Raw genomic sequence first — 20,752 nt, forward strand, 5'->3', positions numbered from 1 at the left:
GACCATGCGTTTCGGCTGCCATATCAGTATTCGGGGCGGTTATGCGGAAGCAGCAAAGACAGCGGTAAAGCTAGGAGCCCAGTCGTTCCAATATTTCCCCAAAAATCCGCGAAGCCTGACCGTTAAGTCGTTCAACCGCCAGGACGCCGAGCAGTGCGCCCGGTTTTGCCGCGAGAACAGCCTGCTCAGCATCGCTCACACCCCTTATCCGACCAATCTTGCCGTAGGCCCGGGCGAGCTGCGGCAGGCGACGATCGCCTCGCTTCGCAACGATCTTGAGATTGCAGATGCGTGCGGCTCGGTTGGCGTGGTGGTCCATTTTGGCAAATATAAAGGGGAAGACCCGTTACAAGGCTATAAAAATATTATACAATGTATGAATGAAGCGCTTGCCGGCTATACGGGCCGTTCGCTGCTGCTGATCGAGAATCAGGCGGGCGAAGGAACCTCCATGGGGACGACGCTTGAGGAACTGGTGCAGGTGCGGAATCTTTGCGCTTTTCCGGGGCTTGTCGGCTTTTGCCTCGACACGTGCCATGCTTTTGCCTCAGGTTTATGGCCCTCCTTCAAGGACGGGTGGCCGGAGCTGGAGCGGCATGCGGCAGCGACCGGTTATTTGCAGCATCTTCGGGCGATTCATCTGAACGATTCCGTGTATCCGCGTGGCGCGCATAAAGATCGGCATGCCATGATCGGCCGGGGCGAAATCGGGGAAGCCAGGTTCGCTTCGCTGCTGCGCTCGACTGCGCTCAAGTCGATGCCGGACCTTCCGATGGTGCTGGAAACGCCTGTCCTGCGGGGGAGTACGCACGCTTCTGAAATTCGATATGTCAAGGAGCTGAGCGAAGGGTGATCCACGTTTATTTGGACGATTATCGCGCTTGTCCGAGAGGCTTCGTGCCTGCCCGTACCGTGGAGGAATGCTTGCTTCTGCTGTGGGAATGCGAAGTGGACGTGCTTTCGCTCGACTACGACTTGGGCTGGGGACAGCCCAACGGACTTGAATTGGTCCGGGCGATGGCAAGCGCCGGCTTATTTCCGCAGCGCATTTATTTGCACACGTCGAGCGATGCGGGTCGTCAGCAAATGTTTCAACTGCTGTATGCGAGCAAGCCGGAGCACGTCCGGTTGACGAACGGTCCGATGCCTCAAGAGCTGCTTATGGAAATTTTCGAAACTGTAAAAGAATAGGTTGTGATTCAACATGACAATGGTCTTATCCTTGCAAGATATTTATTTTATCCGCGAAGACCGGCATATTTTGTCCGGCGTCAATATCGATATTCGTCAAGGGGAGCATTGGGTCGTGCTCGGTCGGAACGGCTCGGGCAAAACGACGGTTCTGGAGCTGATGAACGGCTACGAGTTCCCGACCCGGGGAAAAGTGCAAGTGCTCGGCAATACATACGGGCAGTGCGATGTCCGCGAAGTGCGCAAGCAGATCGGTTATATCAGCCAATCGCTGTATGAGAAATTAAATGCCGGGGACCCGGTGTGGGAAGTGATTGCCACCGGCGAATTCGGTTACTTGCGTTTTTATGAAGAAATTCCGCAGTCTGCCCGCGAGAAGGCGATCAGCATGCTGGACAAGGTGAAGCTAGCCCATCTGGCCAATCAGCCGCTTGGTACGCTGTCGCAAGGCGAGCGGAAAAAAGTGATGCTGGCCCGCGCTTTGATGACAAATCCGTCGATTCTCATTATGGACGAGCCTTGTTCGGGTCTCGACTTGTATGAACGTGAGCGGCTGCTTGAAAATATCAACGTGCTCGGCGGCCAGCAAATGACAGTCGTTTATGTTACACATCATATCGAAGAGATCGTACCGCTTTTCACGCATGTTGTACTGATCGAGCAGGGACGTATTATCGCTTCCGGCGCGAAGCGGGACGTGTTGACCGAGGAAAATTTGGAAAAAGCGTATCAAGTGCCGATCCGGATCGAATGGTCCGGAGACCGGCCTTGGATTAAGGTGCTGTGATGAGCGACTCGACATTTATCGGCACGTCCAACCGGGGATTTGCTCAGCAGGCGCAAGAAGAGCTTCGGCGTTTGCTGGATCAGTCGGTTAAGTTCGAATGGCTGGCTCCGGGCGAAGTGTTCGTATTTACATCCGAATCTGAGCGCAGCGAGACGATTGGGCGCATCCTGGCGCAGGAGCCTGTGTTTCTGCGGCATATGCAGCCGGTCGACGTGGAGCAACCGTGGGACGGCAGTTTCGAGCATGCAATTCGCCATATTCATGAGATGCTGGTCGTTAGGGGAGCGTCGCTGAAGCAGATGAACGTAGCGGTACAAGCCAGAAAAGCGGAAGGGGAAGCTTTAACGAGCTTATCCCTGCCGTCGGTGCGATCTTCCGTTGAAGAGATGCTGGCAGCGGATTTGGAGGCGAATCCGGTATCGCGCGATGCGGACCTCATCCTTTCGCTGTATTTCACAGAAGTTAAGCTATATTTTGGCTTGTCCCGGCCGCAGGATAATTTGTCTGATTGGTCCGGCGGCGCCATCCGCTTCCGCAAGGAGGAAGGGCAAGTATCGCGAGCCAAGTTCAAGCTGTTGGAGGCGGAGCAGGCCTTCGGCTTGGATTTGTCTCAATACCGGGCGGCGCTCGATATTGGCGCTGCGCCGGGCGGGTGGACGTCGCTGCTGCTGGAGCGCGGACTTCGGGTAACCGCGGTCGACCCGGCCAAGCTGGATGCGTCGCTGCTGCGTCATCCGCAGCTTACGTATTTTCAGAAAAAGGCGGATGAGGTTTCGTTTGCGGCGAACACATTCGACCTGCTCGTTTGCGACATGAGCTGGAGTCACCGGCAAATGGCCAAGCTCGTCCGGGGGCTGTTGGGTGCGCTGCAGCCGGGTGGAACGGCTGTTATCACGGTGAAGCTGATGCACAAGAAGGCGTTTCAAACGCTTCGCGAAGTGGTGAGCGATCTGGCTCCGGAGCTGGAGCTGCAGCAAGCGAAGCAGCTTTTTCACAACCGCGAGGAGCTGACGCTGTTTTTGATGAAACAAGTGTGACCGGTTGTTCTGGCAATGAAAGCCGAAGGAGCCTTGCGAATGTCGGATGCGATTTTTTGGAACGATTTGTTTTCCAAGCCGAGACCGGAGCAGGTCAAGTACGATATGTGGCTGGAGCCGTTCATCGGAGGCCTTGATTCGTCCGAGACGGGGTCCATTCTGGATCTTGGCTGCGGCGCGGGGAACGATACGCTTGGAAGTGTAGATCGGGTGGCTGACAAAGTGGAAACGTAATTTTTGTCCCAGACTCTTGCGCTACCCATTTTTTATGCTATAATACGGTTAATTGCATATTTACAAAAGCGGAAGCACCGCTGACCAAGGAAAGGATTTCCTGTCAGTGCGTGCTTTTTTTGTGTTTCTAAGGGGGAACTAGAGAGTATGTGATCTATGAAGCGCAGGGAAGAAATGGAATAAACTTATCGCACAGATACGAAGGGGAGGGTGCCGTCGGTGGCCAAAATTATGCTGGTGCTGTTGGACGAGGATGCTTATTTTGGCGAGATGCTGTCCGCTTACGTTCGCTCGTCCGAATATGCGGAGCGGTTTAGTATACGCGTGTTTACGTCGATGGACGAAGGAGTCCGGTTTGTAGAGCAAACCAGGGAACCGCTGATTATTATGGTCCACGAATCGCTTATGCCGCTGCCCGAAGTCGTTTTCGGGCTTAAACCGGGGTGTACGGTCGTGATCAGCGATTCGGCAAGAGAGGGCGGACTGCTCGAATATCCGATTATGTTTAAATACCAGCCGCTGGACAGGCTGTTATCGGGTATTACTGCGCATTACAACGAATTTTGTGCAGGCGAGCCGCTGCGGGGGAACCGGGGAGCGAAGACGGTCGCCGTTTATTCGGCTGTCGGCGGAACGGGCAAAACGGTAACGGCCGTTCATTTGGCGTACCAGCTTGCCCAGCAGGGGGAACGCGTCTTCTGTTTGAGTCTGGAGCTGCTCCCGTCCCGGGCTTGGTATGTTCAGGAAGGAGCGGAGGAAACGGAATCGTTTTCCCAGCTTTTATACTATGCCAAGACGGCCCCAGCGCTTATTTCTTCCAAGCTGGAAGGGCTCAAAAGGAAGCATCCTGACTGCAAATTCGATTACGTTCCTCCGTCGATGCACCTGAAAGAACTGGCGGAGATGGAGGCGGCCGATTTGAAGCAGATTTTGCAAGGGATTGAAGCTACGAGGATGTACGATCGTATCGTAATCGATTTGGACTCGGCGCCGCATACGGCGACAAGGGAAGCGATTCAAGAGGCTGACCTCGTTCTATGGCTGCTGCTGGACGACTGCGTACATTTGAGTAAAAACGCCGAGCTGCTCCGAAGCTGGACTGCCGGGGAACGAGCGGCAGACTGGCTGCATAGGGTGCGGTTCGTACATAACAAAAATGCCGGACAGGCTGTGAACCGGTTCGAAGCGTACGGAATTGCAAATAACAGCGAACTGCCTTACGTCCCTGAATGGAAGGGCATTGGGCGAGTGGAGGACATGATGTCGCCGGCCTTTGCCTTGGCCGCTGCCGGTTTGGTTCGAGCCGGCGGGGAGGGATCGCGGTACCGATGAAGGACGTCGCCGTAAAGCAGCTGATCAAACAGCGCGTACAGGACAGCTTGGATTATGGAAATGCCTTGTCGGACGAGCAGCTCATGGAGCAGATTGAGCAAATCGTGTTTGCTTACTCCAGGGAATCCTTTTTGACCGCGGGGCAGAAGCAGACTTTGGTGCAAGAGGTGTTTCACTCGTTCCGCGGTTTGGATGTGCTTCAACCGCTCGTCGATGATCGGACGATTACTGAAATTATGATTAATTCTCACGACCAGATCTTTGTTGAAAAAGACGGCCGCGTGCTGGAGACGGATATCCGCTTCGAAAGCCGAGAGAAGCTGGAAGATACGATTCAAGCGATCGTCGGCCGGGTCAACCGGATTGTGAACGAGTCGACTCCGATCGTTGACGCCCGGCTTGCGGACGGCTCCCGCGTCAATGTTGTCCTCCCGCCAATTGCGTTGAAAGGTCCGGCGATGACGATCCGGAAATTTCCGGAAAAGCCGATGACACTGGATGATCTGATTGCGCGTCAGGCGCTTTCGCATGAAGCAGCGCAGCGGCTTATTCGCTTCGTTAAGGCAAAATACAATTTGTTTATCGGAGGGGGAACAGGCTCGGGGAAAACGACGTTTCTCAATGCGCTGGGACAATATATTCCGCCGGACGAACGCGTCATCACGATCGAAGATTCGGCCGAACTGCAAATTCGCGGCGTGCCGAACCTCGTCAGCCTCGAAACCCGCAATGCCAATACGGAAGGAAAAGGCGAGATTACGATTCGCGACTTGATTCGTTCATCGCTGAGGATGCGGCCCAACCGCATCATTGTCGGCGAAGTCCGGGGCGCGGAAGCTTTGGATATGCTTGCAGCACTTAATACGGGGCACGACGGGGCGTTATCGACCGGCCATGCGAATTCGGTTCAGGATATGCTCAGTCGTTTGGAGACGATGGTATTGAGCGGGGCCAGCCTGCCGGTCGAAGTGGTGCGGAAGCAAATCGCATCGGCGATTGATGTCATGATCCACTTGACCCGTCTTCGCGACCGTTCCAGACGGGTGACGGAAATTACCGAAATTGTCGGGGTCGACGAAGGGGAGGTGAAGCTCAATCCGCTTTATCGGTTTGTGGAGACAGGCGAAACGCCGGAAGGCAAAGTCATCGGGCAGCTTGAGCCTACCGGGAATGAGCTGGCAGGGACATGGAAATTGGAGATGGCTGGCTTGCTCTAACAGAACGATAGCAGGAAAGGGGGAGGATATCCGTCATGAACAAATTGGCTTTCGGCCGTTGGCGTGTCTTGGCAGGGTTGTCTTTCGGCACGAAGCCGTCGCCCGCGGCATCCAAAGCAAAGCTTCCGGATTATAACGAATACCAGCTAACGTGGGGACAAAAGGTCTCTGCTGTCATCTGCGGCGCAGCCGTTATGGCGGGGATTGGTATGGTGTTTTACAAAAATCCGTTGATTGCAGGGCTGTTTGCCTTAACCGGATTGTATTATCCCGTCATGCGGCGCAAGGCCATTATAGCTAAAAGGAAGGCACAGCTTAAACAGCAGTTCAAACAAATGCTTGCTTCGCTGGCCTCTTCCATGGGGGCCGGTCGCTCGATCGAATCGTCTTTTGCCGAGGCGCTCGACGACTTGCGGCTGCTGTATCCCGATGCCGGAGCGATGATTGTGCGTGAGCTCGAACTGATCATCTGGCGGCTGCAAAACGGTGAAACGGTGGAAGCATGCCTGCTCGACTTCAGCCGTCGGGCCCACATCGACGAGATCGGCCAGTTCGCGGACGTATTTGTGATATGCAAGCGGACGGGCGGCAGTCTGGTTCAGGTGGTTCGACGAACGGCCGTCGTTATTCAGGAAAAATTGGATATCGAGCAGGACATCCATGTCACATTGGCCCAAAAGAAATTCGAATCCAAAGTGCTCACGGTTGCGCCCGTCATTCTCATTGCAGCACTCGCTTGGACGACGCCGGATTATATGGAACCGCTGTATCAAGGCGGCGGCCTGCTTATCATGACCGGTGCGCTTGGTGTATTGTTCGGCTGCTTTGCCTTGGCGCAAAAAATTATGAATATAAAGGTGTGAAGCGATTTGTGGATGCTCGCGCTGTTGCTGTTGGAGCTGTTCGCCGTTGCAGGTGCGGCTAGGGCAGGATTTCCAAAGTATGCTCCATGGGTCCGCGACAATCGAGGTCTTACGCGCTCGGATGCGTTCTATTGGCTCGCTCCTGCAAGCTTATGGTTTATGGACCGGACGAAACTGGCCGACCGATTATCCGAGCCGCTCGGCAAGGTGCATCGCGTCATGATAGGACTATACGGAGCGAAATCGGCGATCTCAGAAACGAAATGGTTTGCAGCCAAGACGCTTATTATCGTTTACGGTCTGGTTATCTTGACTACCATGGCCGGTTTGGCTGCCGGTGAAGCCGAGATGCTGGTTTACGGCCTGCCATTGACGATCTTTGTTCCGTTTCTGATGTACAAACAAGCAGCCGGGGACCTTAAACGGAAGAAGCAGTCCATCTTAATTGAGCTTCCGGAAGTGTTGAACCAACTGATGCTGCTGGTTGGCGCAGGCGAAACGGTACCGCAGGCCCTGATACGGATTACGAATGGAAAAGAGGCGGTCGCCAGTCCGTTAATGGTTGAATTGAAAGAAACCGTTCACGCCCTTAAGGTGAACGTGTCCTTTCCCAAAGCGATGGAGGACTTCAGCAAGCGGTGTGCAGTGCAGGAGGTTTCGCTGTTTACGACAACGCTGCTGTTAAATTACAAACGGGGAGGCGATGAACTGGTAATGGCCTTGAAGGAACTATCCGCCAACCTGTGGGAGAAGCGCAAGGCGCTTGCCAAAACGCTCGGTGAAGAAGCGGCATCCAAGCTGGTGTTTCCGATGGTCATGATATTTTTTGTCGTCATGGTTATGGTGGCGGCGCCTGCTTTAATGATGGTGAATTAATCAAGTAACAGACATAGTCTTGCGACAATAGAGGAGGAAAAAGGAATGGAAGCTTTGAAAACGGCGTTGCAGCGGTTTTGGAAAGAAGAAGACGGACTCGGTACGCTGGAGATTTTATTAATCATTGCGGTACTGCTTATTATTGCGATTGCTTTCCGGAAGTGGATTACGAAGTGGATGGAAAGCTTATTTAACGATGCCAGTAAAGAAATTAAGGATTCCAAAAATGTAAAAATCGATGACGGCAAGTTAGGCACCCCCTAACCTTGGCATGATGACATGACAGGGTTCATGAGAATTATTTATAACCGGACGTTCGTTATAGCGGTCCGCCGATTCGTCATCGGTCATTCCGGTCAATTTACGATTGAGGCGTCCCTGACACTGCCGATCATATTAATCGCGACCTTGCTGCTTATTATCTTATCGCTGTTTGCCTATCAGCAAGCTTCCGTTCATTATACGGCGGCGTTGACGGCGGAACGGACGGCTTATATTTGGGACAACAGCAGGAAAGATCCGGTCACCGGATCGGTTGGGTTGGGGCAAACGGATGGCCTGTACTGGCGGCTGACGAACGACCATGTGATGAATTTGTTCAGTTTTATGCTCCCTATCGCTCCCGTATCCGTTCAGCTTCCAGCATCCGGGCAAGCAGCCGGTCAAATCGATCCGATCTGGAAGCTTTCCCGAGCCGCAGGCAGCCTGCCGGAGCAGCTGCGCGGAGAGATCGCTTATTCGAATCACGGGTTTTTGCGTTATATTCGCGTCGCCTTGGAAAAAAAGTTTCACGTTCCTTCCATGGCTCGGTATTGGCGGGGCAAAGAAGCCGATGTGGAGACTTCGTCCAAATCCTACGTCGTTGACCCGATTGAAACGATCCGGCTGACGGATCTGACCCGAACCTTTATCGGTGAAATCCAAGGGCGAATCAAGCCGAAGGATGCGCTGAAAATGATGGTCGACCCGAAGACCTCAGTCAAAGAACCGGTTATAATCACCTCTGAAAGAGAAGCTGCAGAGCATTTACGCGGCTTGGTTGGCGGGGTAAGCAAAAAAATTAATGTGACCCCGGAGACCGTCAGGGTTGTTGACGCGCTGGATTCTTCCAATGTAGCGCATCAGGCTTTTTACACCTTTTATGAACAAAATTTGCGAGAGCAGATGGCAAAAGACGCAGAGCTGCTGAAGCAGGGCACAGAAATTAGAGGCGTGGTATGGCATTTTTTCAAAGTGTCAAAGAACGATGAAATGAGGCTGTCTCAAGGGTTAAAACGTGAGTTGGAACAAAAAGGAATTGTGGTCGTGTTTCATGAGTAAAGGAAAGCGGGAGAATCCGGAGGTGAATGCTTGAGGAGGTTACTAAAGCTATGGAAGGAGCAGAGCGGTGCCGTATCCATCTATTTGATCATCATTCTTGTTCCTTTGTTTCTGCTGTGCGGGCTGCTGATCGATGTCGCAAGGTGGAGGACCGCGGATAAGGAAGCCGAGAATGCCGTAAAATCCGGGGTTCGCTCGACACTTTCGGCTTTTTCCCCGAAGCTGGCAGCTTATGGGTTGTTCGGTACGGACCTGACCGGCAGCAAGGGAGACGAGATTTTCAAGCAAACGGTAGCCGGCAATTTGTCCGGCGCTGCGGAGCCTGGTCAATTCCGTTTTATTGATCAGCGTTTGGAAGAAGACTCGGCTAAGGTGACACCGATTTTCGTCTTATCCAATCATACGATCTTCAAGCAGCAAATATTGGAGGAGATGAAATACCGGGCTCCGATAATATACGCGCTTGAACTGACCGACAAATTCAAAAAAACAGGCCTTGATGCTCAATTGAATCAGGCTTCGAAATTCGCCGAAAATGCGGTTAAAGTGCAAGAGCTGCTGGAGGAACGCGATCGTAAACTGAACGAAGTTTGGGACGTCTTTCAAGCGATACGTCAAAAATCTGAGGTACTGTACCCGCATTACGACACGCAGCTTCGCGATTTGAATACCTTAAGTGAGAAAATCGGCAGCCCTGCTCAGGAAAACGAATACGCCGCTCTGCTCGGATCGTTGAAGGGCGAGGCAGCGCTCGATGATACGGAGCTCTCCAAACATAAGGATGCGTTCTCGGAAGCGATGAAGCTGACTAAAAAAGCAAATGATGACTTGAATGACGAAATCAGCAAGATTCGGCAGCCAAACGGTTCGGATCAGCAGCTAAGGGCCGAGGATGTTTTCAACTTTGTGTATTTAATTGACCGCCAGGAACTGGAACAGTGGGAAGCGGGAGTAGGAACGGCGGTAGCCCAGTTTTCCAGCGTACGGGTTCAGCTTGAAGATAACCTCATCTTTACAAATCAAAAATATTCTGCAACCTCAACGGCATTGAACGGTTTCAAAACGAAAGTGGATGAATGGTACGACAGACAGAATAAGGCGCAAACCGAACGTCAGAGCAAAAACAAAGCGACGGCAGCGGCTAAGCGGGAGCAAAGGGCCAAAGCGCAGCCGATTCTGGACGAGTTTCGGCGAACGATCCGCAGCTGCTCTCTTGTATCGAATGCCGATCTGTATGAGGAGAGCTACCGCAAGCTTCAGGGCGATCCGGGGACGGTTGGCAGCAAAGGTTTCTACCAGACGTATTTGGAGATGAATCAAGCAGCCGGGGCCATTTCTCCTGTATCGACTGTTAATTTGAAAAATCCGGATCAGGCCGGGTCCAGCTCTTTGAAGCTGGTTTCTGCACTGGAAGGCTTGTTGACGGAGGTGCGGGACGAGTTTTATATCGATGAATTTGCCGTCAGCAAATTTAGCTACCGGACACTTGGCTTGGAAAAGGATGCGTTCGGCCGGCCGAAAACCTCCAAAGAGCTTTCCAATCCTGCAAGCCATGAATTAACGAATCAGGAAGTTGAATATTTAATATACGGTTCGAATACGTGCAGCGGCAATTATTCGTCGGCGTATGCGGAAATGTTCGCCGTACGGTTGGCGATCGGAACGACCGAAGCGCTGCTTGAACCGCGCAACGAAGCGCTCGCAGCCGGTTCGCCGCTACTCGTCTTGCTGGCTGCGGTGACGGAAGGCGCAATCCGGGCGCAAGCAGACATGACGAAGCTCGTTCAAGGCGAGCAGGTGCCGCTGTCCCGGAAATTGAGCGGAGTGATTACGCTGGGATATAAAGATTACTTGAGATTATTCCTGCTGCTTCATAGCCGTGAATCGGTTCTGTTGTCCCGGATGCAGGCGCTGATCGAATTGAACACAAAACAGAAGCTTTATCAAATGACTACCTATGTTTCCGGTGGTGCTTCAACCTCATATCGGCTCTGGTTTTTACCGGCTATCATGAAGCTGGTAGGGAATAGCGAGTTCTCCGGTTGCGAGGTAAGAGGCAACCGCTGCCGAATGACCAAAACGGCAGACTTTACATATTAGGGAGGCCAGTATGTTGCGATGGACGAAAGAGCAGAGAGGAAGCATCACTCTTGAGGCGGCGCTCGTGCTGCCCTTTTTTCTGGCATTTCTTCTGCTGCTGATTGCGTTTATTCGCGTATCTTTGGCTGAGATGGCGCTGCAGTCTGCCGTCTCGGAATCGGCTAAAGTCATTGCTGCAAACATGTATCCGGTCGAGCTGCTGTACCGACAAGGGCAAGCGCGGTGGCAGAACAGCCAAGCCAGCGCTTGGCTGGGTAACGTGGTCACCCAACTGGAGACGGCCAGACAAACGGTCATCGATTCCGAACAATTCGTAGAGGACTACTCTAAATGGATTCCTGAACCTATGGTACGTTTGGTCGCTTGGGAAAAAGAACGAAGAGAACAGCTGGAGGCGCTTGGCAGCTCAGCGAAGGATGAGGCGAAGCAAACGGTCGAAAAAAAGGTCGCGGAGGTGGCGACGCCAATTATTGCGTCGTTTGCCGATATGGGAAGCCTCGATCAACGTAAGCTTAAGGTAACCTCTCTACAATTTCCAAACTTTGACGACCGTGAGAAGGCTTATGTTGTTATCGAAGCGCAGTATGAGTATACGTTCGCAGTCCCTTTTTTTAAGAAAACCGTCATACTTCGAAAAAAAGCGCAGGAACGCGCATGGATAGGGGGATAAGCATGCTCGGTATTTGGTTTGCTGCGGTGATGCTGGCCGTTGCGTTCGTTACGGACATCACGAAACAAAAAATTCCGAACTGGCTTACCGTGACGGGAGCAACCTCCGGATTGATCTTTCATTTGGCTACGACCGGTTGGAACGGGCTGGCATTTTCCGCTGCTGGATTGGCCTGCGGCTTTGCTCCGATGCTCGCGTTGTATGTGCTGCGTGCGGTAGGGGCAGGAGACGTTAAGCTGTTTGCCGCGCTGGGAGCCTTTACTGGGGCGGTGTTTTCTCTCTACGCAATGGCGGCTTCTCTCATATGCGCCGGTCTGATCGCGCTGCTTGTGCTGTTATGGCGCAGCGACGGCGTTCAACGGCTGACCCATGCAGCATTTTTGCTTATCCAGCTCGCTGCGTTCCGCAAGCTATCGGTATTGAAGTCTGATCCCGCATCCGACGGCCGGCTCCGTTTTCCATTCATGTGGGCAGTGCTGCCGGGCGTTATTATTACGATCGTCCAATGGGAATTTTTGGGTATTTAAGGTTGCTGAATGGAAAATGAAAGGAAAGGAGAATGACATTGGATCAGCAGCTATACGGCCTGAAAGTCGATTTCGATAACCGGAACGGTCATTTTATGGTACTCTCTTCACCGACCGGGATGAAACAGCAAGACCTCTCAAGCTTTCAAGTCAATATGCTGTCGGCTAACCGGATTCCGCGGCTGCTCGAAGTTCAGGTAGAGGCAAGGAACGGAGAGGTATGCTTGTACTATGCCATTACCGGTAAACGAATGCTCAGCCACTGGCTGCGAATGGAGAAGCTTTCGCTCGCCCAATATTATGCGCTGCTGCTGCATATTGTCGAAGTGCTTGACGACAGCAAGGTATATATGCTTCAGCCCGACAGATATGTTCTAAAGGAGGAGTACATTTATTGCGAAGCCGGTTTTCAGGATTTGTATTTAACTTATATTCCTAAAGAACATTTGGATGGGAAAGGATCGGTTTCTTCAGAGCTCCATCATTTGGCGTCGCGTTTGATTCACCGGGTTACCGAGCTCCACGGAAGCGGATTTCAGGAGCTGATGCGATATTTGCAGGAGGAAGCTTTCAATTTGCCCGAGCTTAAACAACTGCTCTTGAAGCAAATCGGTCTTTTGCAGCATGTGTCACCCGCAGGACCGGAACTGACGGGGATGACGGCTCCGCCACAGCATGCTTTCAGAGCTTCCGTTCATCCGGAGTCTGCGTTATTCCATCGTCCGGAGCAGCCGTTTAGCGGTACCCCGGGAGCGGTGCGCAACGAGCATTCGGGGTATGAACTGATTGGCGGACAAGTACCGGTATCGTCCCAGTCACAGCATTCGACGGAGCCCGGAATGTCCAAGGCCGAAGCAGCACCGAAAGCGAGGCCTGAATCCCGTAGGAAGCAATTGTTCGTTATTTTACTTACCGTGCTCGCATGGTGCTTCATTTGGAAAATTTATCTTGACGATTCGAGCGACACCATGCTCTGGATGTGCATCGGTTTGACGCTGATCTTCACGGCGGGAGCAATGCTGCTGCTTCTCAGAATGGCAAAGACTTCATCCGAGGCACCGAAACAGGGGGCATCGGGTTTGTCCTTCGAGTCCAATAACGAAAAATTGCCAGAGCCGGACCGCGGGGACCAGGCAAGCTTTATGAGCCGTGTCGGCTTGGCGTCGCCATCGCCGATTAGCTTTGCCACTCCGGGAGATCCGGTTGTGCCGGATGCGGGACGTCCGAGGGAGCCGGATTCGATTTCTTCCCCGGCAACCGGGTACAGCCAATTGCTGAATGGGGAGTCGGAGCCGTACGAAACGCAGCCCCAATCATCGGATCTCGCGATGCGAACAACGCTGCTTGCGCCGCAGGATGCAACGGTCTTTCTAGGCAAATCAACGCGCTCTTCGGACCGCTCGTGCGCATGCTTGGAAGTTTATTGCAACGGCGTCAGGGAGCAAATACAACTTCATAAAAACAGCTTCGTCATCGGACGAGCTGGAGCGGGTGCGGATTGGGTGTACGAGGAGGCAGGCGTGTCCCGCTTGCATGCCGAATTTGTTAAGGATGACGAAGGGTATACCATCAAAGATTTGGGATCGCGTAACGGAACAAGTGTCAATGGCGAATCTTTGGTGCCTTACCGGGTGCATCGGTTGGAGGAAGGTGATATAGTTAAGATCGTATCGACCGAATTTACGTTTAAAATGGGGTTCTGACGCGTGAAACCGACGATTGCCGTCCATTTTCAATATGGGTCCGCCACGCATACGGGATGGTTCCGTACAATTAACGAAGACCGCTCGCTGCTGCGAGTGGGACAGACAGTGAAAGGCGTTCCGTATGCAGCTGCCGCGCTCGCTGACGGGATGGGCGGCTCGGAGGACGGCGCACAAGCCAGCGAATTGGCCATTCGTCGGTTGAAGGAGTGGCTTGACGCCAAGGTTCCCGCTCTGCTAACCGCAGGAGACAGTCTGGCAAGCTTGGAACGCGAGGCGGAAGCATGGTTTTTTGCTGTTCACCGGGAGTTAGTCGAAGCGGGGCGGGGGAGCGGCGGCCGACTTGGCACGACATTGACGCTCTTATTGTTGACGGATGCCGTCTACTTCATAGCACATGTCGGGGATTGCCGCATTTACCGGTTAACGCCGGCAGGCCGATGCAAACGGTTGACCCGCGATCACACATGGGTATCCGCCCAAGTCCGCCGCGGGCGAATGTCCGTACGGCGCGCGCGAAGTCATCCCAAGCGCAATGTGCTGCTGCATTCGCTCGGCATGGGGGAACGGCCTGACGTCTACATCCGTTCGGGTTGCTACGCACCGGGCACTTTATTTTTGCTGAGCAGCGACGGTTTTCACGACCGTTTTCTACCTAGATCCATTGCCGCGCTGCTGCGAACGGCGAATGGCAAGGGCAGCGACTTGCAGGAAATGTGCGATTTGCTGTTAACAAAGGCGCTCCAGCGAAAATCCGACGACAATATCAGCGTTGTTTTGCTCAAGCCTGTAACGGGACGAAAGAACGCGAAAGAGCGGCTGCGATTACACTGCGGACTATGGCTCCGCCGACTTTATCGCTGCGGTCGCAAGCTCCTGTCAAGTCTATCATCTGGATAACTTGCGCCTACTGATGTTATAATGAATTGTCGAGCGCGAATTATTTTCATAGACAGGAGATTCCGAAATTACATGAGCTTGTTGACGGTGGAAGAACTAAGCCACAGCTTTGGTGGCAGGGTATTGTTTAAAAATGTTTCGTTTCGCCTGCTTCCGGGAGAGCATGTTGGAATGGTAGGTGCCAACGGCGTCGGTAAATCGACGCTGATGAATATTTTGACCGGCAATTTATTGAAGGATTCGGGGAAGGTCGAATGGACCCCCAAAGTAAATTATGGCTATTTGGACCAACATACGAAGCTAACACCGGGGAAAACGGTACGCGAAGTGCTCAAGGACGCTTTTCTGCCTTTATTTGAACTGGAGCAGGAGCTCAATGGGATCACCGAACAGATGGCCGATGCCGACCCGGACAAATTGGAGCTGCTGCTGGAGCAAATGGGCGAGATTCAAGATAGGTTGGAAAATAGCGGCTTTTATCTGCTTGACGTCAAGGTCGAGGAGATGGCGAACGGTCTGGGACTTGACGCAATCGGATTGGACCGCGACGTGGCCCAGCTTAGCGGCGGACAACGGACGAAGGTGCTGCTGGCCAAGCTGCTGCTGGAACAGCCGACGGTGCTTCTGCTCGACGAGCCGACCAACTATTTGGACGTTGAGCACATCGACTGGCTGACGGATTACTTGCAAAACTATCCGTACGCCTTCATGCTGATATCCCATGATACCGAGTTTATGAACAAGGTTGTAAACGTCATTTATCATTTGGAATTTGCCAAGCTGACGCGATACACCGCCAACTACGAAAAATTTCTGCAAATGGCAGATATCAATAAACAGCAGCATATCGACGCGTACGAGAAGCAGCAGGAGTTTATCAAGAAGCAGGAAGATTTCATTCAGCGCAACAAAGCCCGTTATTCGACGTCGGGTCGGGCAAAAAGCCGTCAGAAGCAGCTTGACCGCATCGATCGGATCGACCGTCCCGAAGAGGCGGTAAAACCGACCTTCGTATTCAAGGAATCGCGGGCAAGCGGACGCATTGTTTTCGAGGGCAAGGACTTGGAAATCGGCTATTCCCATGCGCTGCTGCCCAAGATGAACGTCACGATTGAGCGCGGCGATAAAATCGCTGTCGTGGGATGTAACGGAGTCGGGAAATCGACGCTGTTGAAAACGATTTTGGGCAAAATCCAGCCGTTCGGCGGATCGACGTTTTTGGGCGATTTTCTGTACCCTTCTTATTTCGAGCAGGAAGTGAAAGCGCCGAATTTGACGCCGATCGACGATGTATGGAATGAATTTTCGCATCTGAATCAGCATGAGGTTCGAGCTGCGCTAGCCCGGTGCGGGCTTAAAAACGAGCACATTACCCGGCCGCTGAGCAGCTTGAGCGGGGGCGAGCAGGCGAAGGTTCGGATGTGCAAGCTGCTGATGCATGAGAGCAACTGGATTGCATTTGACGAGCCGACGAACCATTTGGATGTGGCGGCCAAAGACGAGCTGAAGCGAGCGCTGAAGGAATACAAGGGCACGATCGTACTTGTATGCCACGAGCCCGATTTTTACGAGGATTGGGTAACCAAGGTGTGGGATGTCGAGGAATGGTCCGCCGCCAAAGCAGGCAGGTAAGGATAGGAGCAGTCGACAAATTCGATTTTGAAAAGGGGATTGTAATCGATGATTACTCATATTGTATTGTTCAAATTAAAGGACCGCAGCCCGGAAGCGGTCAAGCGCACGTATGACGTTCTGGCGAACATGGAAGGTAAAATCCCGGTGCTTCGCCATCTGGAAGTGGGCATGGACGTGCTTCACTTGGAACGTTCCTACGATATTGCGCTGATTACGAAATTCGATTCCCTCGAAGACTTGAAAACGTACGATACGCATCCGGTGCATGAAGAAGTGAAGGCGCATATGAAGCAGGTGCTTGACGGAACCAGCATTTGCGTCGATTTCCAAAGCTGATTCCGGATTAGCTTCCACAAGGTGTCACCATAACATCGGCTTCATGATCATGAGCCACAGCATGACGAACAATATGAACAAATATAAATAAAACGACCGGCTAAGCTTGCGGAGAAGCGCCTGACGGTCGTGTTCCGGTTCGCGCAGCTTACGGATCGTCGGAGAGAACGCGCGGGCCATGAACAACAGCGACGCGAACAGAACGACGAACGTGCCGAAAATCCACGGGGTGGTCCATGGCCAACCGCCAAGCCACATCAGAAGCAGCCCGGAAGCGACGAGCACGTGTCCGGCATGCTTGGACAAACGAACGACGAAGCGGAAGGAATCAAGGTAGGAGTGCAGCAGATCGCCATCGGCGGTTTTTAACCTGCGAAGCATCGGTATCAGCACGAAGAATGGTCCGATCGATACCATGGCGCTGACGGCATGAATGAATACGAGCCAGGAATACAAGGTCAATACACCTCCATACGGTAGCAGAAAATCTTTAAAGAAAAGAAACAGTGTAGCAAAGGCACCTGCGGCAAGCGGACCCGGCTTGGCCGGAGAGGCCCGTGGCAAGTACCAAGGCTACACTGTTTTTGCCGTATTATACGGCGCGGAAATCGTGGACCCACACCTTCATGTGCGGAAGCCACGGCATGCCCGCATGCAGCGATAAAATATAATTTTTGTAGGCCTCGACCGACTCGTATCCTTCCGTCTTTGCGTGCTCGTCGGTCAGCTCTCCGAGCGATTGCTGATAAACGTTCGTCACTTCAAAGCGGTGGCCGTTCAACTCCATGATTTCGCCCGGATCGGCGTAACGTCCGTTGCGGCGGGTAGCCGTTTTTTCTCCGCGGAGCACTTTTTCGACATCTTCTTGAACGGTGACCAGACGGTCGATACTACAGGTTTTCGGCGGCAATGGTTGAGTCATGCTGATATGTACCTCCTTGGTTATTAGATCCATTCCGTAGCTTACCTTAAATTGTTTTGAGAAGCAAACGAACGGAGGCCGATTGTATGAAATGGGATATAAACGAAACGTATATGATGCAGGTGCTGGACATGCTGCTCTCGACGCCGAGCCCGAGCGGTTTTTGCAGCGAGGTCATGGGCAAGCTGGCCGCCGAAGCGGAGAAGTTGGGGTACCCGATCAGCATCACGCCCAAGGGCTGCGGGATTATTACAGTAGAAGGCGAGCAAAAGAACCGGGTGATCGGCTTGTTCGGTCATGTCGATACGCTCGGAGCGATGGTGCGTTCGATTAAGAGCAACGGCACGCTGCGGTTTACGCTGATCGGCGGCTATATGATGAGTTCCGTCGAAAACGAATACTGCCGCGTGCATACCCGTGACGGACGAACCTACGACGGTACGATCCTGACGACCAAGCCTTCGGTGCATGTCTTTCCGGATGCGCGAGATTTGAAGCGGGAAGAAGCGGTCATGGAGGTGCGTCTGGACGAACCGGTCAAGTCGGCGGACGATGTCAAAGCGCTCGGCATTGCTACAGGGGATATCATTTCCTTTGACCCGCGCACCGAGTTTAAAACGAATGGCTTTATCAAATCCCGTCACCTGGATGATAAAGCAGGCGTTGCCGCGCTGTTCGGGCTGCTTGAACTGCTTAAGCGCGAGGCTATCGTGCCATCCTGCACGCTGAAGATTATGATCAGTGTATATGAAGAGGTCGGTCATGGCTCGGCTTGGATTCCGGGAGACATCAGCGAGGTGCTCGCGGTCGATATGGGCGCGATGGGAGAAGACTTGAATTGTACGGAGTTCGACGTCTCGATCTGTCCCAAAGATTCGTCCGGGCCTTACGATTACGCGATGACGTCGAAGCTGATCGAGCTGGCGAAGCGTGACGGACTGAGCTACGCGGTCGATATTTACCCGCATTACAGTTCGGATGCTTCCGCTGCGCTTAGCGGAGGAAGCAACATTCGCGCCGCTTTGATTGGCCCGGGCGTTCACGCTTCCCACGCGATGGAGCGGACGCATAAGGATGCCGTGCGGCATACGGCTTCGCTGCTTGCCGCTTACGTGACGGAGCCTGCCGAACCTTACAGCAATCAATAAACGCAAGCAACGGCGAGGAGGCTTGAATCCGCTTGAACATCATGACGGTAGAAGATATATATAAAAGCTACGGCGAGAAAGTTTTATTTGACGGCATTCATTTTCAGATCAACGAGAAAGAACGGATCGGGCTTGTCGGCGTGAACGGATCGGGCAAATCGACCCTGCTGAAAATTATGGCCGGACTCGAATCGATGGAGCGAGGAAAGCTCATTCATGCGAACCATTTCCATGTCGAGTATTTGCCGCAAAATCCGTCGTTCGATTCCGACTCGACCGTGCTTGAGCAGGTGTTTTTCGGGGATACGCCGATGATGCAGGCATTGCGGGAATACGAATGGGCGCTTGCCGAGCTGCAGCTTGCCCCCGAGGACGAGAAGCGGCAAGCGAAGCTGTTCGCCGCGCAGCAGCGCATGGATGCGACAGGCGCATGGGACGCCTCCACGACGGCCAAGACCGTGCTGACCCGGCTCGGCATCCGCGATTTCGGCCAAAAGGTCGGCACGCTTTCCGGCGGGCAGCGCAAGCGCGTCGCCATGGCTCGGGCGCTCATTCAACCGGCGGATTTGCTCATCTTGGACGAACCGACCAACCATATCGACCATGAAACGGTGCAGTGGCTGGAAGAATTTCTGGCGAAGTGGCGAGGGGCGCTGCTGCTCGTGACGCATGACCGGTATTTTCTCGACCGGGTAACGAACCGGATCTTCGAGCTGGACCGCGGCGAGCTGTACAGCTACGACGGCAATTATGCGGCATTTCTGGAGAAAAAGGCCGATCGGCTGGAACGCGAAGCCGCGGAGGAAGACAAGCGGCAAAACCTGCTGCGCAGAGAGCTGGCATGGCTTCGGCGGGGAGCCAAAGCCCGGACGACGAAACAGAAAGCGCGTGTAGAACGTGTCATCGAGCTGCGCGACCGCAAGGTGGACGGACCCGCCGCACAGATGGACATTTCGCTGAGTGCGAGCCGACTCGGCAAAAAGATCATGGAGCTGGAAGATGTCGGCAAATCGTTCGAGCAGCGAAAAATCGTCGACAATTTCAGCTATATCGTTTTGCCTGAAGATCGCATCGGCATTATCGGACCGAACGGGACGGGTAAATCGACGTTTTTGAACATGCTGACCGGCCGACTGGAGCCGGATGCGGGCTCCATCGTAACCGGTCCGACCGTGAAGCTGGCTTACTACACGCAGGAAAACGTCGAGATGGACGAGAAGCAGCGGGCGATCGACTATATTAAGGAAGCGGCTGAGGTGGTGCGAACCTCAAGCGGTGAATCGGTTACGGCGGCGCAAATGTTCGAACGCTTTCTGTTTACGCCTGCCCAGCAATGGACGCCGATCGGCAAGCTGTCCGGAGGCGAGCGGCGTCGGCTGTATCTGCTGCGCACGCTGATGGGCGAGCCGAATGTTCTTTTGCTGGACGAGCCGACGAACGATTTGGATATCCAAACGTTGACTATTTTAGAAGAGTATCTGGAAGATTTTCCGGGCGTGGTTATCACCGTGTCCCATGACCGTTATTTTCTGGACCGGACGGCGGATCATCTGTTCGTGTTCGAAGGGGAGGGCCGCATCCGAAGGTTTTTCGGCAATTATACGGAATATTTGGAAGCGTCCCGAAGCGAAAAGCAGGCGGCGGCGGAAGAGCGGCGCGAAACCAAAGCAACTGGCGAAACGGCGCAGACGCAGCAGCGCGAATCGAATCGTTCCCGCAAGCTCTCCTATAAGGAGCAAAAGGAATGGGACGAGATTGAGGATAAAATCGCCGGGATCGAGGAGCGTTTGACACAGGTCAAGCGGGACATTGAGAACGCGGGCAGCGATTATACGAAAGCGCAAGAGCTGTTTCAGGAAGAGCAGGAGCTGACACAGCGGCTGGAGGAAGCGATGGAGCGCTGGACGGAGCTGTCCGAGCTGGTAGAGAGTATCGCACAGAACAAGTAACGAAG

At 53.4% G+C, this 20,752-nt stretch carries 22 protein-coding genes; 20 read left to right on the forward strand and 2 right to left on the reverse strand.

From position 1 onward, the window contains the following. Positions 1-4: 4 nt before the first annotated feature. The 18 genes from NLX71_RS20545 to NLX71_RS20630 all read left to right on the forward strand — a co-directional run bounded on the left by NLX71_RS20545 (position 5) and on the right by NLX71_RS20630 (position 16,728). On the forward strand, positions 5-853 hold the full coding sequence (locus tag NLX71_RS20545) for a deoxyribonuclease IV (protein WP_254365664.1): 849 nt from the start codon (positions 5-7) through the stop codon (positions 851-853). After that, on the forward strand, positions 850-1,191 hold the full coding sequence (locus tag NLX71_RS20550) for a cyclic-phosphate processing receiver domain-containing protein (RefSeq protein WP_254365635.1): 342 nt from the start codon (positions 850-852) through the stop codon (positions 1,189-1,191). Before NLX71_RS20545 ends, NLX71_RS20550 begins: the two co-directional genes overlap by 4 nt. 13 nt (positions 1,192-1,204) lie before the next feature. Beyond that, positions 1,205-1,978 carry an ABC transporter ATP-binding protein gene (locus tag NLX71_RS20555; RefSeq protein ID WP_254365636.1) on the forward strand — a complete coding sequence of 258 codons (774 nt, stop codon included), beginning with the start codon at positions 1,205-1,207 and terminating at the stop codon, positions 1,976-1,978. Then, complete coding sequence (locus NLX71_RS20560; protein ID WP_254365637.1) at positions 1,978-3,015, forward strand: SAM-dependent methyltransferase; 1,038 nt, start codon at positions 1,978-1,980, stop codon at positions 3,013-3,015. The genes NLX71_RS20555 and NLX71_RS20560 overlap by 1 nt, the downstream gene beginning before the upstream one ends. A 39-nt stretch (positions 3,016-3,054) precedes the next feature. Beyond that, positions 3,055-3,249, forward strand: coding sequence for a hypothetical protein (locus tag NLX71_RS20565; protein ID WP_254365638.1), 195 nt, complete (start codon positions 3,055-3,057; stop codon positions 3,247-3,249). A gap of 219 nt (positions 3,250-3,468) precedes the next feature. After that, complete coding sequence (locus tag NLX71_RS20570; RefSeq protein ID WP_254365639.1) at positions 3,469-4,581, forward strand: AAA family ATPase; 1,113 nt, start codon at positions 3,469-3,471, stop codon at positions 4,579-4,581. Then, the gene (locus NLX71_RS20575) at positions 4,578-5,798 is read left to right on the forward strand and encodes a TadA family conjugal transfer-associated ATPase (protein WP_254365640.1); all 1,221 of its coding nucleotides are present in this window, start codon (positions 4,578-4,580) and stop codon (positions 5,796-5,798) included. The genes NLX71_RS20570 and NLX71_RS20575 overlap by 4 nt, the downstream gene beginning before the upstream one ends. Before the next feature lie 35 nt (positions 5,799-5,833). Continuing rightward, a complete protein-coding gene (locus tag NLX71_RS20580; RefSeq protein ID WP_254365641.1) occupies positions 5,834-6,661 on the forward strand; it encodes a type II secretion system F family protein in 828 nt (275 codons plus the stop codon). Between the two features lie 12 nt (positions 6,662-6,673). After that, entirely contained in the window at positions 6,674-7,537 is an 864-nt protein-coding gene (locus NLX71_RS20585) for a type II secretion system F family protein (RefSeq protein ID WP_254365665.1), read from the forward strand. Positions 7,538-7,582: 45 nt separating this feature from the next. Next, entirely contained in the window at positions 7,583-7,801 is a 219-nt protein-coding gene (locus NLX71_RS20590; RefSeq protein ID WP_254365642.1) for a Flp1 family type IVb pilin, read from the forward strand. A gap of 27 nt (positions 7,802-7,828) precedes the next feature. Continuing rightward, entirely contained in the window at positions 7,829-8,857 is a 1,029-nt protein-coding gene (locus NLX71_RS20595) for a hypothetical protein (RefSeq protein ID WP_254365643.1), read from the forward strand. A gap of 30 nt (positions 8,858-8,887) precedes the next feature. Further along, a complete protein-coding gene (locus tag NLX71_RS20600) occupies positions 8,888-10,957 on the forward strand; it encodes a hypothetical protein (RefSeq protein WP_254365644.1) in 2,070 nt (689 codons plus the stop codon). 10 nt (positions 10,958-10,967) lie between these two features. Then, a complete protein-coding gene (locus tag NLX71_RS20605; protein WP_254365645.1) occupies positions 10,968-11,627 on the forward strand; it encodes a TadE/TadG family type IV pilus assembly protein in 660 nt (219 codons plus the stop codon). 2 nt (positions 11,628-11,629) lie between these two features. Beyond that, complete coding sequence (locus NLX71_RS20610; RefSeq protein ID WP_254365646.1) at positions 11,630-12,154, forward strand: A24 family peptidase; 525 nt, start codon at positions 11,630-11,632, stop codon at positions 12,152-12,154. A gap of 38 nt (positions 12,155-12,192) precedes the next feature. Next, complete coding sequence (locus NLX71_RS20615) at positions 12,193-13,857, forward strand: DUF6382 domain-containing protein (RefSeq protein ID WP_254365647.1); 1,665 nt, start codon at positions 12,193-12,195, stop codon at positions 13,855-13,857. Positions 13,858-13,860: 3 nt separating this feature from the next. Continuing rightward, positions 13,861-14,757, forward strand: coding sequence for a PP2C family protein-serine/threonine phosphatase (locus NLX71_RS20620; RefSeq protein ID WP_254365648.1), 897 nt, complete (start codon positions 13,861-13,863; stop codon positions 14,755-14,757). Between the two features lie 72 nt (positions 14,758-14,829). Further along, a complete protein-coding gene (locus tag NLX71_RS20625; protein ID WP_254365649.1) occupies positions 14,830-16,389 on the forward strand; it encodes an ABC-F family ATP-binding cassette domain-containing protein in 1,560 nt (519 codons plus the stop codon). Between the two features lie 48 nt (positions 16,390-16,437). After that, positions 16,438-16,728 (forward strand): Dabb family protein, encoded by a 291-nt coding sequence (locus tag NLX71_RS20630; RefSeq protein WP_054976137.1) that lies wholly within the window; start codon positions 16,438-16,440, stop codon positions 16,726-16,728. A 24-nt stretch (positions 16,729-16,752) separates the two neighbouring features. Here NLX71_RS20630 and NLX71_RS20635 read toward each other — a convergent pair whose 3' ends face one another. Next, positions 16,753-17,184 (reverse strand): DUF2269 family protein, encoded by a 432-nt coding sequence (locus tag NLX71_RS20635; protein ID WP_302058368.1) that lies wholly within the window; start codon positions 17,182-17,184, stop codon positions 16,753-16,755. 136 nt (positions 17,185-17,320) lie between these two features. Continuing rightward, entirely contained in the window at positions 17,321-17,650 is a 330-nt protein-coding gene (locus NLX71_RS20640) for an ASCH domain-containing protein (RefSeq protein ID WP_254365650.1), read from the reverse strand. 86 nt (positions 17,651-17,736) lie between these two features. On the opposite strand from NLX71_RS20640, the gene NLX71_RS20645 reads away from it, so the two are divergent. Both NLX71_RS20645 and NLX71_RS20650 read left to right on the forward strand, forming a co-directional pair. Beyond that, positions 17,737-18,798, forward strand: coding sequence for a M42 family metallopeptidase (locus tag NLX71_RS20645; protein WP_254365651.1), 1,062 nt, complete (start codon positions 17,737-17,739; stop codon positions 18,796-18,798). 32 nt (positions 18,799-18,830) lie between these two features. After that, a complete protein-coding gene (locus tag NLX71_RS20650; protein ID WP_254365652.1) occupies positions 18,831-20,747 on the forward strand; it encodes an ABC-F family ATP-binding cassette domain-containing protein in 1,917 nt (638 codons plus the stop codon). Positions 20,748-20,752 lie beyond the last annotated feature (5 nt).

This window comes from Paenibacillus sp. MZ04-78.2, from assembly GCF_024213375.1.
GTDB lineage: Bacteria > Bacillota > Bacilli > Paenibacillales > NBRC-103111 > Paenibacillus_G.